At 72.1% G+C, this 15,887-nt stretch carries 14 protein-coding genes; 4 read left to right on the top strand and 10 right to left on the bottom strand.

Annotation, left to right across the window (positions count from 1 at the left end; all coding sequences use genetic code 11):
* Positions 1 to 22: 22 nt before the first annotated feature.
* Positions 23 to 2,122 carry an FUSC family protein gene (locus AC07AB_RS18435; protein ID WP_478567608.1) on the bottom strand — a complete coding sequence of 700 codons (2,100 nt, stop codon included), beginning with the start codon at positions 2,120 to 2,122 and terminating at the stop codon, positions 23 to 25.
* A 389-nt stretch (positions 2,123 to 2,511) separates the two neighbouring features.
* Positions 2,512 to 3,360, bottom strand: a complete 849-nt coding sequence (locus AC07AB_RS18430) for a TrmB family transcriptional regulator (RefSeq protein ID WP_478567605.1) — start codon at positions 3,358 to 3,360, stop codon at positions 2,512 to 2,514.
* Between the two features lie 334 nt (positions 3,361 to 3,694).
* Here AC07AB_RS18430 and AC07AB_RS18425 point away from each other — a divergent pair, with 334 nt between their 5' ends.
* Complete coding sequence (locus AC07AB_RS18425; RefSeq protein ID WP_478567879.1) at positions 3,695 to 4,867, top strand: S53 family peptidase; 1,173 nt, start codon at positions 3,695 to 3,697, stop codon at positions 4,865 to 4,867.
* Between the two features lie 106 nt (positions 4,868 to 4,973).
* Here AC07AB_RS18425 and AC07AB_RS18420 read toward each other — a convergent pair whose 3' ends face one another.
* Positions 4,974 to 5,753 carry a GntR family transcriptional regulator gene (locus AC07AB_RS18420; RefSeq protein WP_478567602.1) on the bottom strand — a complete coding sequence of 260 codons (780 nt, stop codon included), beginning with the start codon at positions 5,751 to 5,753 and terminating at the stop codon, positions 4,974 to 4,976.
* Positions 5,750 to 6,292: a GntR family transcriptional regulator gene (locus AC07AB_RS18415; RefSeq protein ID WP_478567599.1), complete on the bottom strand. Its 543-nt coding sequence runs from the start codon at positions 6,290 to 6,292 to the stop codon at positions 5,750 to 5,752. The genes AC07AB_RS18420 and AC07AB_RS18415 overlap by 4 nt, the downstream gene beginning before the upstream one ends.
* Before the next feature lie 152 nt (positions 6,293 to 6,444).
* Here AC07AB_RS18415 and AC07AB_RS18410 point away from each other — a divergent pair, with 152 nt between their 5' ends.
* Positions 6,445 to 6,849, top strand: a complete 405-nt coding sequence (locus AC07AB_RS18410; protein WP_478567596.1) for an ATP-binding protein — start codon at positions 6,445 to 6,447, stop codon at positions 6,847 to 6,849.
* Between the two features lie 73 nt (positions 6,850 to 6,922).
* Here AC07AB_RS18410 and AC07AB_RS18405 read toward each other — a convergent pair whose 3' ends face one another.
* Positions 6,923 to 7,906, bottom strand: a complete 984-nt coding sequence (locus AC07AB_RS18405; protein ID WP_478567593.1) for a hypothetical protein — start codon at positions 7,904 to 7,906, stop codon at positions 6,923 to 6,925.
* 129 nt (positions 7,907 to 8,035) lie between these two features.
* A complete protein-coding gene (locus tag AC07AB_RS18400) occupies positions 8,036 to 8,392 on the bottom strand; it encodes an antibiotic biosynthesis monooxygenase family protein (protein ID WP_478567590.1) in 357 nt (118 codons plus the stop codon).
* Positions 8,393 to 8,497: 105 nt separating this feature from the next.
* Between AC07AB_RS18400 and AC07AB_RS18395 the strand changes: the two genes are divergently transcribed.
* Both AC07AB_RS18395 and AC07AB_RS18390 read left to right on the top strand, forming a co-directional pair.
* A complete protein-coding gene (locus tag AC07AB_RS18395) occupies positions 8,498 to 8,980 on the top strand; it encodes a MarR family winged helix-turn-helix transcriptional regulator (RefSeq protein WP_478567587.1) in 483 nt (160 codons plus the stop codon).
* Positions 8,981 to 9,005: 25 nt separating this feature from the next.
* Complete coding sequence (locus AC07AB_RS18390) at positions 9,006 to 10,010, top strand: hypothetical protein (protein ID WP_478567584.1); 1,005 nt, start codon at positions 9,006 to 9,008, stop codon at positions 10,008 to 10,010.
* Between the two features lie 43 nt (positions 10,011 to 10,053).
* Here the strand turns inward: AC07AB_RS18390 and AC07AB_RS18385 are convergent, their stop codons facing one another.
* From AC07AB_RS18385 to iolB, 4 genes are all read right to left on the bottom strand, one after another.
* Complete coding sequence (locus AC07AB_RS18385; RefSeq protein WP_478567582.1) at positions 10,054 to 11,316, bottom strand: GNAT family N-acetyltransferase; 1,263 nt, start codon at positions 11,314 to 11,316, stop codon at positions 10,054 to 10,056.
* 131 nt (positions 11,317 to 11,447) lie between these two features.
* A complete protein-coding gene (locus tag AC07AB_RS18380) occupies positions 11,448 to 12,941 on the bottom strand; it encodes a CoA-acylating methylmalonate-semialdehyde dehydrogenase (protein WP_478567579.1) in 1,494 nt (497 codons plus the stop codon).
* Positions 12,942 to 12,969: 28 nt separating this feature from the next.
* The gene (iolD, locus tag AC07AB_RS18375) at positions 12,970 to 14,853 is read right to left on the bottom strand and encodes a 3D-(3,5/4)-trihydroxycyclohexane-1,2-dione acylhydrolase (decyclizing) (protein ID WP_478567576.1); all 1,884 of its coding nucleotides are present in this window, start codon (positions 14,851 to 14,853) and stop codon (positions 12,970 to 12,972) included.
* The gene (iolB, locus tag AC07AB_RS18370) at positions 14,850 to 15,821 is read right to left on the bottom strand and encodes a 5-deoxy-glucuronate isomerase (RefSeq protein ID WP_478567573.1); all 972 of its coding nucleotides are present in this window, start codon (positions 15,819 to 15,821) and stop codon (positions 14,850 to 14,852) included. Before iolB ends, iolD begins: the two co-directional genes overlap by 4 nt.
* Positions 15,822 to 15,887: the final 66 nt, after the last annotated feature.

Below are 15,887 nucleotides of genomic sequence, written 5' to 3'. Positions count from 1 at the left end.
GCACGCGGCGCGCGAGCACCCCTCACGTTCTGCGCGCCGCACGATTACGGCCGCCCGGACCGCGGGTCAGGGCCCGCGCCAGTTCGTCCAGCGCGTCCATCAAAAGCTCGGCGCCGCGCACGGCGACGCCCTCGTCGCCCACCCGCGCCCGCCACTTGGCGAGCACGTCGTGCGGCTGCGACCAGTCCAGTTCCCGGCGCTCCCGTACGGCCGCGACGGCGTCCGGCAGCGCGCCGTGCAGCGCCTCGACGAACTCCGCCGCGTCCTCGTTCGGTTCGGCGTCCTTGTCCGGGAGGTGCGCCTCCATCAGCATCGTCACCCGGCCCATGGTGGTCAGCGCGGTCTCCGCCGAGCGCTCGGCGGAGCGCGAGAGCCCCCGGTGCCGTACGGGCTCCTTCTGGGCCCGGCCCGCGGCCTGCTCCCAGGCGGAGCGCGCCGCCCGGGTGTCGAGCAGCGCCTCCCGCACGCGGCGCGGCGGGCGGGCGGCGGGCTCGGCGAAGAGGCTGAGCACGGCGACGCTGTAACGGCCGCTCGACTCCAGCCACTCGGCGAGCCGGTCGCGCAGCTTCGGCGTCTCCCAGGCCGGGAAGAGCGCGTACGCGATCAGCGCGAGCACGCCCCCGAGCAGGGTCAGCGCCACGCGCGAGAGGACGGTCTGCGACCACTCGGTGCCCGCGATGCCGAGCAGGAAGACGACGTAGGCGCTGATGCACGCCGACAGCACGATGTAGCCGGTGCGCAGCAGCAGGTACTGGAGGGTCACGCAGAGCACGGCGAACACCGCGCACACGTACATGCCGGGGTGGACGAGCGCCATCACCGCGCCGCCGAGCAGCACGCCCACCAGCGTGCCCATGAAGCGCGAGACGCCCCGCGAGTAGGTCTGGGCGAAGTCGGGTCGCATCACCATGACGGAGGCCATCGGCGCCCAGTAGCCGTGCCCCAGGGGCAGGCTGTGGCCCACGACATAGCCGACGGAGGCGACGGCCGAGACCCGTACCGCGTGCCGGGCGACGGGCGAGGTCCAGCGGGCCTCGCGGCGCAGCGCCCGCAGCGCGACCGGCACGAACCCGGTCATCGTCGTGCGCCGCAGATGCCGCCGCCCGCCTTCCGCGCCCGCGGGGGCGGCGACCTCGACCGGGCCGTCGGTGGAGTCCACCACGTCGCCGAGGAGGGCGATGAGCCGCAGCGCGCTGCGGCGGGCCGCGCCGTGCAGCACCGGCCCGGACTCGGGCACCTCCAGGACGGCCATCGCCTCGGCCGGCAGCCGCAGCGGCTTGCCCCAGCGGATCGCGTGCGCGACCGCGTCCAGTACGGTCCCGGCGGCGCCCAGCAGATCGCGGGCCCGGTCGCGTTCGGGCCCCTCGGAGGGCGCGCCCACCACCGGGTCGGCGAGCGAGGCCAGCACCGGCCGGACGCGCTCGGCCAGCCCGCGGTAGCCGCTCAACTGATGGGGTCGCCGCTTGGCCTGACGCGGTGTCACGGCCGCGGCGCTGCGCGCGTCCATCAGCGGCTGCGGGTCGAAGGGGGCGATCGGGTCGTGGCGGAGCCGACGCGCGTAGTCGGCCTCGGCGGCCAGCGCGTCGGCGAGCGCGTCGCGCTGGATGCCCCAGGGTCTTATCGGGAACAGCACGATGAGCGCCGCCTGGACCAGGCCGCCGCAGGCGATCACGGCCGCGTGCTGGAGTGCGCCGAGCAGCGAGGTCGGCAGCGTGACGGTGACCAACATGACCGCGACCATCTGGGAGGCGACCAGCCCGGACACCGGGCCGACCGCCCACGCCATGCCGGCCAGCAGCGTCCACACGGCGAGCAGCACGGCGAACGCCACGGGGTGCGCGGCGACCAGATAGCCGAGGAAGGTGCTGATCGCGAGCCCGGCCGCGACCGCGAGGGCCAGCACGGGGCGCGGTCGCCAACTGCGCTGGAAGGTGGCGATGCCGGCCGAGAACGCGCCGAAGGCGGAGGAGACGGCGAGCGTCGGGGAGGCGAACCACAGGGCGCCCCCGATGACGATCGCGACGCCGCAGGCGCCGCGGATGGCGACGAGGGGCTCCAGCCTGGTCCGTTCGATGGTGAGCCCGCTGCGGGCCGTCTCCTTCAGTGCGCTGGACCAGGTCATGATCCGAGAATACGGCCCCGGTCCAGGGCAAACGGAATTATCACGTCCGTCTCACGGGTCGCTCACGTCTCACTTATGCGGGGCACTTCGCGTCTCGGTCGCGTGCGTCACTTCGCATCTCGGTTACGCGCGCCGCTTCGTGCGTCGATTGCGACAGGCCGCCTCACGTCCAAATTGCGCGCGTCGCTTCGCGTATCGACTACGCGTACGCGCGTGGCTTCGCGTCCCGGTTACGCGCATCGCCCCCCGCGTCTCCGGCGCCTGCGTCTCCGGCATCTGGGTCCCGGAGCCTGGGCCCCCGGCATCTGGGTCCCGCCACCTGTGCCACCGCCGCCTGGGTCCCGTCATCTGGGCCCCCGTCACCTGTGCCCTCGTCACCTGCGTCTCCGTCACACAGAGGCCGAGCCGGCCGGGCCGCCTTCCCGGACACCGGCGTCGCTCGCCGTCGCGGCCGACTCCCACACCGCCTGGAAGGCGAGGCGCAGACACCCCGCCAGCGCCGGGTGCTCGATGTAGAGCGTGGTGGAGGAGGCGGCACCAGCCACCGGGTCGGGCATGTCGCAGAGCACCAGCGAGCCGTCGGCGACGATCAGCTTCAGCGGCAGCTCGGCGGCGAACCGCGCCTCCTCCCCGGCCTCGGCGAAGCTCCGGACGTTCGCCAGCACGGCGGCGTCGGCCAGGGCGCCGGTGGTGTAGACGGCGCGCACGGTGCCGCCCGCCCGGCGCAGCCGCCGGACCGCCTTGACGCCCTCGGCGTTCTCGGCGGAGGCGAGGAGCGGCGGGCGGCAGAAGCTGAGGAGTTCGCGGCGGGCCTGGCGCTGGATGTCCGCGAACCGTTCGGCTATGGCCTTCGGGTCGCGGAGCACCTCGATGTAGTCGAGCGGGTCGGTGCGGGTGCGCCCGTCCGACCAGATCGGCTGCAGCGCCGCGGCCAGCCCCTCCGAGACCCGCTCCAGCCGGTCCAGGGACTCGCGCTGAACCGCCATCAGCCGGGTCAGGGCCAGCTCCGGCGTGACGGCCGAGAACGTCGCCACCCGCCCCGGACGCGTACTGGCGAGCCGCCGCCGGACCAGCGCGTCCAGCACGTCGTAGACCCGCTGGCGCGGTACGTCCGCCTCGCGGGCGACCTCCGCCGCGGTGTACGACTCGCGCGCGACCAGGGCGAGGTAGACCCGCGCCTCGTACCGTGCCAGCCCGAGCGCGACCAGGTCGCCGACCGATCCCTCGTCCAACTCCATGAGAGGAAAAGGTATATGCCGAACGTTGCCTCGGGAGGGAAAGGCTTTGCCATAGTCCGGTAGCCCCTTGGGACAAGTTTTCACTATTTTCGACGGGAGCCACCACTGACCGGGGTGGCACCCCCAGTGAACGTGCGCCAACCAAGGATCCGCAGGGCGGCGAAGGATTTCGGGTTGTCATGCTCTTGACATTCCGCGCCATGGCTGCCCATCGGACACCCCCACCCCCACGGAGGGCAGTTCATTGCAAGCGAAGCGAGACAACCGCGTGAGAGCACTGGTGCGCCGCGGTGCGCCGGCCCTGCTGTCGGCAGCGGCCCTGATCACCGGCGGCATGGTCGCCGCCACCCCGTCCACCGCCGCGCCCGCGAGCGCGCCGCAGGACGCGGCCTCCACCGTGCACACGCACCGGCTCTGCGCGGAGCCCGCGCACCCCGGCGACATGGCGTGCAACGCCGTCGCCCGCACCGACGTCAAGGAGCCCCGCGCCCTCGGCAAGCACGCCGCCCCGTCCGGCTTCGGACCGAGCGACCTGCGCGGCGCGTACAACCTGCCCAAGTCGGGCGGTTCCGGCGCGACGGTGGCGATCATCGACGCCCAGGACGACCCCAGGGCCGAGTCCGACCTGGCCACGTACCGCAAGCAGTACGGGCTGCCCGCCTGCACCACCGCCAACGGCTGCTTCAAGAAGGTCGACCAGGACGGCGGCAAGAAGTACCCGGCCCCCGACGCCGGCTGGGCCGGCGAGATATCCCTCGACGTCGACATGGTCAGCGCCACCTGCCCCTCCTGCCACATCCTGCTGGTCGAGGCCAAGAGCGCGAGCATGGACGACCTGGGCACGGCGGTGAACCAGGCGGTCAAGATGGGCGCCAAGTACGTCTCCAACAGCTACGGCGGCGGCGAGGACTCGACCGACCCGGCCTCCGACACCAAGTACTTCAAGCACCCCGGCGTCGCCATCACCGTCAGCTCCGGTGACAGCGGCTACGGCGTCGAGTACCCGGCGTCCTCGCAGTACGTGACCGCCGTCGGCGGCACCTCGCTCAAGCACAGCGGCGGCGGCTCGCGCGGCTGGTCCGAGTCCGCCTGGGGCTCCTCGGCCGGCGGTCAGGGCGCGGGCTCCGGCTGCTCGAAGTACGACACGAAGCCGTCGTGGCAGAAGGACGACGGCTGCGCCAAGCGGGCCGTCGCCGACGTCTCCGCGGTCGCCGACCCGGCCACCGGCGTCGCCGTCTACAACAGCTACCAGGCCAGCGGCTGGAACGTCTTCGGCGGCACCAGCGCCTCCGCCCCGATCATCGCCTCGGTCTACGCCCTCGCGGGCGCCCCGGGCTCGGGCGACACCCCGGCCTCGTACGCCTACGCCCACGCCAAGTCGCTCAACGACGTGACCAGCGGCGCCAACGGCAGCTGCAAGCCCGCCTACCTGTGCAAGGCGGGCGCCGGCTACGACGGCCCGACCGGCCTCGGCACCCCGAACGGCACGGCGGCCTTCAAGAAGTGACCTTCTTCAGGAAATAGCCTCCTGAGCACGCCGACGGGCCCGGACCGATGCCGATCGGTCCGGGCCCGTCTCCGTATGCCGACGCCCTACGGGCGCGTACGGGCGGTCAATCCGCCGTGAACTCGTATTGCAGCTCGTAGAGGTGGCCGGCTTTCACCATGACCGTGGCTTCGATGGGCCGATCCTCGTCGCTGTAGACGACACGCAGGGTACGGAGCACAGGCAGCCCGCCCGGAAGTTTGAGGGCCCGGTACTGCTCTTGGGTGGGAATCCTCGCGGAGACCCGGTCCACGCTCAGACGCGGCGGGAAACCGAGCCCGGCGAGCAGTACCGGCGTGCCACCCTTGATCCGGCGCTTCTCCATGATGGCCGTGCCCCGGGCCAAGCCCAACGGGTAGTAGCAGTTGACCAGTTCGACCGGTTCGTCGTCGATGGAGAGGAGCTGGTGCCGCAGCAGAGCTGTCTCGCCATCGGCGAGATTCAGGACGTCCGCGACATCGGCGGGAGGCTGGATCTCCGTCACATCCAGCAGCGTGCTGCGCGCCGCCCGCGCACCGTGTTTCGCGGCCTCGGTGAGCCAGCGGTATGCCTCCCCCGCACCCGCTGGAGCCATATAGGAGGCGGGACGCATGGTCCGTTGCCGGTGTTCGCGGACGGTGACGGCCGCTCCGGCGCGCCCGATGACGAGCTGCTCGTCCTTCAGAAGCTGCAACGCCTTCTGGATGGTGGCGTTGGACGCGTCGAACCTCGCCTTGAGCTGGGTCGTGGAGGGCAGCTTCGCTCCAGGAGGCAGGTCGCCGCACATGATCTCGTCCCGGAGATCGGAAGCGATCCGCTCGTGCAGCGAGCGCCGGTCGGGAAAGCCGGTGTCGGTGGGCATGGTCATCCGATCCCCATCTCGTAGCGCAGCCGTTGCCGGTGAGCCGGCATCACCATCAAGTCGGCCTGGATCGGCCGGTCGTCGCTGTCCAGCGTGACCCTGCTCAGCCGGAGCACCGGCTCGTCCGGACCCAGACGCAGGGCTTCGCGCTCCGCCGAGGTGGGCATGCGCGCGGTGACATCCTCGCGGACTCGTACACCGGTGTGCCCGAGCTCGGCGAGAAGGGTCACGGCCCCGCCGGGGATCTTCCCTTTCTCGGCGAGCCGCGTACCGCGAGCGACGCCCGCCGGATAGTAGGTGTCCGTCAGCTCACAGGGCGCTCCGTCGATTTGAATGACGCGGCGGCGTTCGACAACCGCCTCTCCGGCAGCCACGCCGAGGAGGTCGGCCACTTCCTCCGACGCCGGCACTTCACCGGCGTGCGTGATGCGCTGGCCGCCCTTGCCTCCTCGGGCGGCGGCCTCCTCGCCCCAGGCGTCGGGCTGCCCCTGCCGCCGTGGCGTCACGTACGGCATCGAGGTGCTGACCCACACGCTGTCGCTCACGGCGTCCTCCTGCGGGGTTGGCTTCGGCCTTGCTGCTTTACACGATAAGCGACTCGCTTACAGTGACCGCCCTGACCAAACCTTGCCGCTTTTCGCGAATAGCGATACGTTGCCGGGGATCGTACAGCCCAGGATCAAGGCGGTGGTTCACCGTGCCCCTGTCACGGCAACGACGTTTCCCTCGATCACGCGTCTCGGTAGGTGCCGCACGCGACTTCGCCCTCGAAACACTCACCGAGTGGGGCATCTCCGACCGGCGGGAGGAAGTGCGGCTCTGCGTCTCCGAACTCGCCACCAACGCCCTGCTGCATGGCGTTCCGCCCGGGCGCGAGTTCAGTCTGCAACTTGTCATCGACGATTCACTGCTGCGCATCGAGGTGCGTGACAGCGGGGGCGGACGTGTGGAGATGAGGCGCGGTGGAGCCGATGAGTGCGGAGGCAGGGGGATTCGTCTGATGCAGGCCCTGAGCGACGGATTCGGCGTCACGCCGCACGCACCTGGCAAGTCCGTTTGGCTGGTCTTCAAGATCGGCCCCACCGAAAGTGAGGCTCATTGAATGGGGCCTTCGAACGCGCGCAGCGCGACGCCCGCTTCGGCAGGTTCGCCGCGCTTCGCGCCCGTCGATCACCTCAAGCTTCGAGCGCGGCCAGGCGCTCCGGGGTGTACGGATCGGCCGTGCGGGTTGTCTCGGCAATTTGTGGGAGTTCGCGGTCGGAGAAGAGGGTGATGTGCCGGCTCTCCTCGTCGCAGACACTGGCGTGGGCGATGCCGAGCGGGATGCGGACGCAGTCGCCCGGGCCGAGTTCGATGATGCCTCGCTGGCTGATCAGGGTTCGGCGGCCGCTGATCTGGTACTGGATCTCGTCGGCGTCGAGCGTGCGCTGGTACGTCCGCGTGCGCCCGGGCCGCGTCCGTACGGTACCCAGGCGGAAACCGGCGGAGCGGTAGAGCCAGGTCGGGCCGGGCTCGGGGGTGCCGGTGAGGACTTGGAGGCGTTCTTCGCTCCTGTGCACCTGTCGCAGCAGCAGTAGTTCGTCCACGGGTGCGACGGCGATGTCATGGCCGGGGGCGCCCATGCACTGGGTGACCGCCTCGTTGACCTTTCCCGCCCGCCAGCCGGGGAAGGGCGGGAAGACGGCTTCGGACAGCCGGTCGGCGGGGCGTGCCTCCTGGACGGGAGCGGGCACGTAGAAGAGCAAGTGGCTCTCCCGGCGCCCGTAGTTGTCGTGGGCGACGCCGCGCGGCAGCCGGGAGAACTCCCCCGCCCGGTGCTCGACGACGCCCAGTTCGGTCATCAGGGTGCGTTCGCCCGCGATCTGGTAGGAGAGCTCGTCGACATCGCAGTTGCGGTGGTAGAAGGGCTGCCGGTTGTCCATCGTCTGCCACTCGACGCGGATCTGTTCGCTCTCGTAGATGCCTCGCGGCGGGGCGAACGGCATCTCCTCGTACTCCACCGGGAAGTGGACCACGCTGAGGGGCGCGTGGTCCCGCCAGAGCTTCATCGGCAAGGGGCTGGGGTGCGGCGGCGAGAGGAGCAGGTGTTCGTCGCGCTCGACCGTGCGGGAGGGGCCGTCGGAGCAGACGACCGCGATGTTTTCGGTAACGGTGCCCATGAGGTGTCCTTGTTCCATCGGGTTCCAGCGAGTTCCATCGGGGTCCACCGAGTTCCGTCAGGTTCCATCGGGGTCCGTCGGGGACGGGTGACTTCGCGGGCGGCCGCCCGACGTGGTCGACGGCGTCGTTCAGGAACCGGCCGTACCGGCGTGATGCACGGACCGGACCTTCGCCACGGTCTGGTCGAACCCCAGCGCGAGACCCGCCGCGTGCTGCACGTGCTCGCGGACGTCCGGGCGCTGGAGAGCCGCCGCGTAGCTCGCTTCGTCGGCCCACTGGGCGTAGTTGACGACGCGGGTGCCGTCCAGGCTGACGTGCAGGTTGGCCGAGACGAAGCCGGGGACCGTCGAGAAGATCGCTCGCGTGGCCTCGCCGAGCGCCTCCGCCACGGCCTCCTGGCTTTCGGGAGCGACGGTGAACACGTTCACCAGGGTGATCTGGGGCGTACCGGTGGTGACAGAGATGGTCGTTGCGGGGCTGGTCATGAGGTTCGCTCTCCTGAGTTCTTGGTGCTGGACGCGGGGGGCCCGCACTTAGTTAGCACACTAACCTGACTTAGTAAGCGAATCAAAGTTAGTACACTAATCACCATGGCCTCCCACGTAGACCCGGAAGAATCCCTGGGCTTCGCCCTCAAGACGTTGCAGCAGACCATCCGATCCCGGATGGACGCGGCCCTCGCCCAGACCGGCCTGACGACGCCGCAGTACCTGGTGCTCGGCCTCCTGGAGAGTCACCCCGGCGTCTCCAACTCCGAACTCGCCCGCCGCTCGGCCGTCGCCGCGCCCACCATGCTCAAGATCCTCGACACGCTCGCCAGGGCCGGTTACATCGAGCGCGCGGACCGCACCCCGCAGTCGCGGACCCGCGGCACGACGCTGACCGACAGCGGCCGCAGCCGGCTCGACCGGGCGGCGGCGACGGTGGAGGAGTTCGAGAGCCTCCTGCGCGACGCGGCGGGAGCGGACGCACCCGCCATCGGCGCATGGCTGCGCACCTGCACCGACCTGCTGACGGGGACCCCCACCGCGTCCCAGCCGGGGGCCGCACCGGCCCCGGAGCCTCGACGGTGAGCACACCGCACCTCCGCATATCCATATGGCCGAGAAAGGCACCACCATGCCGCTGCTGCTGAGCCGTTCAGACCTGAGCCCGCTCACCGCCGACGATGACGCGCTCGACGGCGCTATCGCCGCCGTCGAGGAAACGACCGCCCAATCCGCTTCCGAGGGCCGTGCCCAGACCATCTTCACGGGCCTGGACCTGGCCAACGGCGACGAACTGGCCGCGCAGTTCGTCTCGCTGGCGAGCGGCCCCGCGACCCTGCGGCTCTTCCCCAACAGAGTGAAGGGGGAGCGCCCCAACGCATGGCTCGGAATCCAGGTGGACGGCACCACCGGCGCCGTCGACAGCATGATCGCGCTGGACGACTTCAACGTGTTGCGCACCTCGGTCCCCGCCGCTGTCGGCGTACGCCACCTCGCTCCCGCCGACGCCACCACACTGACGGTGCTCGGCAGCGGGGCACAGGCCCGAAGCCACGTACGCACCATCCGCCGCGTGCTGCCGGGCCTGCGGCACCTCAGGGTATGGAGCCCGACGCCCGAGAGCCGGGCGGCGTTCGGCGCGGACCTGCGCGCCCGGCTCGGCGGCGACGTCCGCGTGTCGGTGTCGGCCGACATCGACGAGGCGGTGGCCGGAGCCGATGTCATCGCGGCGGCGGGCCGCTACTCCTACGGCGAGGCCGCGGTGCCGGACCCCGAGTCCGTGCGGCCGGGCGCGCTGCTGGTCAGCATGACCGGCGCCGGCGGCAACCTGCTCGAACGCGGCGCCCGCCTCGCCGTGCCCACGGCGCACCGCCCCGAACTGGTCGGCTTCGGCTTCGCCAGCGGGTTCATCAGCGACCCGCCCCCGCCGGCCCCCGCCGGCGCGCTGGAACTGGCGGACGTGATCACCGGCGAAGCCCCCGCCCGCGGCTCCGACACGGAGACCATCGTGTTCGAACTCGCCTCGCCCTACCAGTGGGACGTTCCGATCCTGGCGTGGATACGCGCGTGGGCGGACGAGCGGGGGCTGGGCACCGCGTTCGATTTCTCCGGCTGAAGAGACTCAAGAACGGCTCGGTGCGGTTGCGTCGTTCACGGGCTCAGAACCCATCAGTGGTGAACGGCAGATACTCCGTCCGCAACGCGTCGTCCAGCACGCGCGCCGCGCCCGGTGTGTGCTCCGTAACCAGGCCGGCGCGCAGCAGATGGACGAGCTGGGCGCCGCCCAGGTAACAGGCGGAGAGTTCCCGGACGTCCAGGGAGAGGTCGGCCCGCACGGCGGGATCGGTGACCGGCTCGTACGTGCAGGTCTTGGCGTCCGTCGTCAGCCGGAAGCGGCCCTCGTTGGCGGGGAGCGCCGCGTCGCGCACGTCGAGTACGAGGTCGGCGGGGGCGGCCCAGGAGCGGGCGGTCAGGGCGGCCCGTACGTCCACGAGCCGGATCCAGAACCCTGGGGACTCCCCGACGACGCGGACCTGGTCGCGGTCGCCGGAGATCAGCGGCAGCAGGTCGTCGGCGGGGCGGCCCCCGGCCCGTACCTTGCAGGTCAGGTCGATGTCGGCGAGGTACTTCCACAGCGCGGCCGCCACGGCGGCCGTCTCCGCCTCCAGTTCGGCGAGCTGGACGACGTCGGGCGCGCCGCCGCCGCTGTCGCGGACGCGGTAGACGGCGTAGCCGGCGGGGCGGCCCTCGCCGAGTACGACGACCCGCGGCGGGCCGATCGCCTCGTCGTCCTCGTCCTCCTCGACGAGGACGATCTCGCGCCACCAGTACGCGTCGCGGGCGAGGCGGCCCGCGCGCTCGGCGCGGTTGGCCTCGTAGAGGGGGCCGATGAGGGCGGGCGCGTCGGCGGTGGGGACGATCCGCAGCGGGCGCGGGTCGGGGGCGACGCGGAGGTCGAGCGGGCGGGCCGAGTCGATCTCGACCGTCTGGAGCTGCGTGCCGGGGCCGAAGCCGAAGCGGCCGTAGATCGCGGCCTCGGAGGCCCACAGCGAGGCGAGCGGCCAACCGGCCGCGGCGCACCGCCGCCACACCTCCTCGATCAGGCCGGTGAGCACGCCGCGCCGACGGTGGGTCGGCGCGACGGAGACGAACGTCAGCCCCGCGCACGGGAGTTGACCACCGGGTATGGAGAGCTGGAGGGGGTGGGCGGCGAGCAGCCCCACGAGCTGGTCGCCGTCGTACGCGCCGACGCGCTCGCAGCGCGCCAGGAAGGTGCGGTGGCGGGCGCGCTCGTCCTCGTCGTAGGTTTCGTGGAAGACCAGGGCGACGTGGTCGAGTGCCCGGTCGAGGTGGGCTTCGGGGATCTCGCCGTACCGCAGGGCGGTGGGGGCGACGGGCGGACTGGCGTAAACAGGGCGCACATGACCGATCGTGCTCGGCCGCGACCGGGGTGGCAAGGCATTTTGTCGGCGCACGAGCGTACGGAGGGGGCGAGGCCCCCGTCGGCGACGACCGACGGGGGCCTCGTGCCGGGCGCGGGTGGTCGCCCGGGTCAGTGGTTGCTGGGGAAGCCCAGGTTGATGCCGCCGTCGGCGGGGTCCGGCCAGCGGGTGGTGACGACCTTGCCGCGGGTGTAGAAGTGCACGCCGTCGTTGCCGTAGATGTGGTGGTCGCCGAAGAGCGACTCCTTCCAGCCGCCGAAGGAGTGGTAGCCCACCGGCACCGGGATCGGCACGTTGACGCCGACCATGCCCGCCTCGACCTCCAGCTGGAAGCGCCGGGCCGCGCCGCCGTCGCGGGTGAAGATGGCCGTTCCGTTGCCCCAGCGGGAGGAGTTGATCAGCTCGATGGCCTCCTCGTACGTGTCCGTGCGGACCACGCACAGCACCGGGCCGAAGATCTCGTCGCGGTAGGCGTCCATCTCCGCGGTGACCTTGTCGAGCAGGGAGACCCCGATCCAGTGGCCGTCCTCGTAGCCCTCGACGGTGAAGCCGGTGCCGTCGAGGACGACCTCCGCGCCCTGGGCGGCGGCGCCCGTGACGTAGGAGGCGACCTTGTCGCGGTGGGCCTTGGTGATCAGCGGGCCCATCTCGGAGGCGGGGTCGTCGCCGGGGCCGATGGTCAGGCCGGCGGCGCGCGCGGTGATCTTCTCGATCAGCGGGTCTCCGGTGCCGCCGACGGCGACGACCACGGAGACGGCCATGCAGCGCTCGCCGGCCGAGCCGTAGGCGGCGTTGATCGCGGCGTCCGCGGCCAGTTCGAGGTCGGCGTCGGGGAGCACCAGCATGTGGTTCTTGGCGCCGCCGAGCGCCTGGACGCGCTTGCCGTTGGCGGTTCCGGTGGTGTGGATGTGGCGGGCGATGGGGGTGGAGCCCACGAAGCTGACGGCGGCGATGTCGGGGTGCTCCAGCAGCCGGTCGACGGCCACCTTGTCGCCGTTGACGATGTTCAGCACGCCGTCCGGGAGCCCGGCCTCGGCGGCCAGCTCGGCGAGCTTGTACGCCGAGGAGGGCACCTTCTCGCTCGGCTTGAGCACGAAGGTGTTGCCGCAGGCGATGGCGATGGGGAACATCCACATCGGCACCATGGACGGGAAGTTGAACGGCGTGATGCCCGCCACGACGCCCAGCGACTGGCGGATGGCCGCGACGTCCACGCGGGTGGAGACCTGCGTGGACAGCTCGCCCTTGAGCTGGAGCGGCAGGGCGCAGGCCAGCTCGATGACCTCCAGGCCGCGGGCGACCTCGCCGAGCGCGTCCGCGTGCACCTTGCCGTGCTCGGCGGTGATCAGCTCGGCGATCTCGTCGCGGTGGGCGGCGACCAGCTCGCGGAACGTGAAGAGGATCGCGGTGCGCGTGGCGAGCGAGCTGGTGCCCCAGGTCCGGTACGCCTCCTTGGCGGCCGCGACGGCGGCGTCGACCTCGTCGGCGGAGGCGAGCGCGACCCGGGTGCCCTGTGCGCCGGTCGCGGGGTTGTAGACCGGGCCGTAGTTGCCTGACACGCCCTCGGCGGGCTTGCCGCCGATCCAGTGGTTGACGGTCTTCATGGGGCGGAACCTTTCCTACGGAGGTGGATCACAGCTGACGACGGCGGGCGGCGGCCTGCCGGTCGTAGACCTCGCGGGCCTGTACGGCCGCCGGGCGGGTCGCGGTCTCGGCAACGGGCACATCCCACCATGCCTGTGCCCCGGGCGCGCCCGGCACAGTGTCGGCCGTTTCGGTCTCCACATAGACACAAGTGGGGTGTTTCGCCGCGCGCGCGACGGTAAGGGCCTCGCGCAGTTCGCCGACGGTGCTCACGCGGATGACGTCCATGCCCAGCGAGGCCGCGTTGGCGGCGAGGTCGACGGGCAGCGGCGCCCCGGTGTACGTACCGTCGGCGGCCCGGAAGCGGTAGGCGGTGCCGAAGCGTTCGCCGCCGACGCTCTCGGAGAGGCCGCCGATGGAGGCGTAGCCGTGGTTCTGGATCAGCACCACCTTGATGGCGATGCTCTCCTGCACGGCCGTGACGATCTCGGTGGGCATCATCAGGTACGTGCCGTCGCCGACCAGCGCCCACACGGGCCGGTCGGGCGCGGCGAGGCGGACGCCGATGGCGGCCGGGATCTCGTAGCCCATGCAGGAGTAGCCGTATTCGAGGTGGTACTGGCGGCGGGAGCGGGCGCGCCACAGCTTGTGGAGGTCGCCGGGGAGCGAGCCCGCAGCGTTGATCACGATGTCCTCGTCGCCGACGACGGCGTCGAGCGCGCCGATGACCTGGCTCTGGGAGGGTCGGGCCGCCGGGTCGGGGGCGGCGTAGGCGCGGTCGACCAGCCCCTCCCACCGCGCCTTGCCCGCCGCGTACTCGGCCTCGTACGCGCCGGCCACCCGGTGTCCCGCCAGCGCCGCCGTGAGCGCTTCCAGGCCGGTCCGGGCGTCGGCGACCACCGAGTGGGCGGCGAGCTTGTGGGCGTCGAAGGAGGCGATGTTGAGGTTGGCGAAGCGGACGCCGGGGGCGGCGAAGAGCGTCGCGGAGGCGGTGGTGAAGTCGGTGTAGCGGGTGCCGACGCCGATCACCAGGTCGGCGGTGCGGGCCAGTTCGTCGGCGACGGCCGTGCCGGTGTGGCCGATGCCGCCGATGTCGGCGGGATGGTCGTGGCGAAGCGAGCCCTTGCCCGCCTGGGTGGAGGCGACGGGGATGCCGGTGGCGTCGGCGAGCGCGCGCAGCGCGTCCTCGGCCTCGCTGTGGTGGACGCCGCCGCCCGCGACGATCAGGGGGCGTTCGCAGGCCCGTACGAGGCGCGCGGCCTCGGCGAGCGCCCCGGCGTCCGGGGCGGGGCGCGGCACGTACCAGGTCCGGTCGGCGAAGAACTCCTCGGGCCACTCGTACGCCTCGGCCTGTACGTCCTGCGGCAGGGCGAGGGTGACCGCGCCGGTCTCGACGGGGTCGGCGAGCACCCGCATGGCCTGGAGGGCGGCGGGGATCAGCGCCTCGGGGCGGTGCACGCGGTCGAAGTAGCGGGAGACGGGCCGCAGCGCGTCGTTGACCGATACGTCCCCGGCGCCGGGGACTTCGAGCTGCTGGAGCACGGGGTCGGCGGGGCGGGTGGCGAAGGCGTCGCCGGGGAGCAGGAGCACCGGGAGGCGGTTGACGGTGGCGAGCGCCGCGCCGGTGACGAGGTTGGTGGCGCCGGGGCCGATGGAGGTGGTGACGGCGTGCGCGGAGAGCCGGTCGCACTGCCGGGCGTAGCCGACGGCGGCGTGCACCATGGCCTGTTCGTTGCGGCCCTGGAGGTAGGGCAGGGCGCCCTCGGACTCCAGGAGCGCCTGGCCGAGGCCCGCGACGTTGCCGTGGCCGAAGATGCCCCAGCAGGCGTTGACGAGGCGGTGGCGCCGGCCGTCCCGCTCGGTGTACTGGTGGGCGAGGAACTCCACCAGGGCCTGGGCTACGGTGAGCCGCCGTGTCGTGGGCCCGGTCATCGGGCGGCTCCGGAGGGGTCGGTTCCGGAGAGGTCAGTTCCGGAGGGATCGGTTCCGGGCGGCGCGGCCTCGGGCGAATCGGCTCCGGACGGAGCGGCGTACAGCGGCAGCCGGGGGTCCATGGGCTGTTCGGGCCAGGTGGCGCGGAGCCACGCGTGGTCGGGGTGGTCGCGGATCAGCCAGGCGCGCTCGTCGCCGGGGCCCGCCATGACGTTGAGGTAGTACATCGTGTGGCCCGGGGCCGCGATGGACGGGCCGTGCCAGCCGTCGGGGATGACGACGGCGTCGCCGCTCCGGACCTCGGCGAGCACGTCGGTGGTGCGGCCGGGGCCCGAGGGGGTCACGCGCTGGTAGCCGACGCCTTGGGCGCCGTGCGCCTCGGCGATCTCGAAGTAGTAGATCTCCTCCAGTTCGGACTCCTCGCCGGGGCGGTGCTCGTCGTGCTTGTGCGGCGGGTAGGAGGACCAGTTGCCGCCGGGCGTGAACACCTCGACGGCGATGAGCCGGTCGCAGTCGAAGACGTCCGCCGCGCCGAAGTTGTTGACCTGGCGCGAGCAGTTCCCGGCCCCGCGCAGCTCGATGGGGACGCCGGAGGCGGGGCCATAGCGGAACGGCAGCCGCCGCTCGCAGCGCGCGCCGGTCAGGGCGAAGCGGCCGCCGCGGGCGCTGGTGATCCGCGCCTCGGCGTCGCGCGGCACGTAGGCGAAGTCGCTGATACCGCTGAACACGCTGTCGCGGCCGTGCAGTTCGAAGGTCAGGGTCTCGGCGGTGACGGCGCAGGCCCCGGCCAGCGGCAGCACGATCCATTCGCTGTCGCCGGCGGCGAGGGTGTGCGAGCCGCCGGGCGGGAGGTCGAGGACGCGGAGGCCGGCGTGGGTCCAGCCGGCCCGCTTCGGGTCGATGTCGAGGGTGTACGGGCCGTCGGCGGCGGTTCCCGCCGGGAGGTGGAAGGTGCGGGTGGCGGTCATGCGCTCAGTCTCCTGCGAGGGGGCGGCGGGATACAGCGGGCGTCGGGGCACGGCGGGCGCGGGGCG

It is taken from the genome of Streptomyces sp. NPDC044033 (assembly GCF_056434425.1).
This window is presented reverse-complemented; position numbering and strand designations above follow the sequence as displayed.

Excerpts from the sequence above, each read along its gene's own strand:
- AC07AB_RS18435 (WP_478567608.1), bottom strand. The coding sequence starts at position 2,122 with ATGACCTGGTCCAGCGCACTGAAGGAGACGGCCCGCAGCGGGCTCACC.
- AC07AB_RS18430 (WP_478567605.1), bottom strand. The coding sequence starts at position 3,360 with ATGGAGTTGGACGAGGGATCGGTCGGCGACCTGGTCGCGCTCGGGCTG.
- AC07AB_RS18425 (WP_478567879.1), top strand. The coding sequence starts at position 3,695 with ATGGTCGCCGCCACCCCGTCCACCGCCGCGCCCGCGAGCGCGCCGCAG.
- AC07AB_RS18420 (WP_478567602.1), bottom strand. The coding sequence starts at position 5,753 with ATGACCATGCCCACCGACACCGGCTTTCCCGACCGGCGCTCGCTGCAC.
- AC07AB_RS18405 (WP_478567593.1), bottom strand. The coding sequence starts at position 7,906 with ATGGGCACCGTTACCGAAAACATCGCGGTCGTCTGCTCCGACGGCCCC.
- AC07AB_RS18400 (WP_478567590.1), bottom strand. The coding sequence starts at position 8,392 with ATGACCAGCCCCGCAACGACCATCTCTGTCACCACCGGTACGCCCCAG.
- AC07AB_RS18395 (WP_478567587.1), top strand. The coding sequence starts at position 8,498 with ATGGCCTCCCACGTAGACCCGGAAGAATCCCTGGGCTTCGCCCTCAAG.
- AC07AB_RS18390 (WP_478567584.1), top strand. The coding sequence starts at position 9,006 with ATGGCCGAGAAAGGCACCACCATGCCGCTGCTGCTGAGCCGTTCAGAC.
- AC07AB_RS18380 (WP_478567579.1), bottom strand. The coding sequence starts at position 12,941 with ATGAAGACCGTCAACCACTGGATCGGCGGCAAGCCCGCCGAGGGCGTG.
- iolD (WP_478567576.1), bottom strand. The coding sequence starts at position 14,853 with ATGACCGGGCCCACGACACGGCGGCTCACCGTAGCCCAGGCCCTGGTG.
- iolB (WP_478567573.1), bottom strand. The coding sequence starts at position 15,821 with ATGACCGCCACCCGCACCTTCCACCTCCCGGCGGGAACCGCCGCCGAC.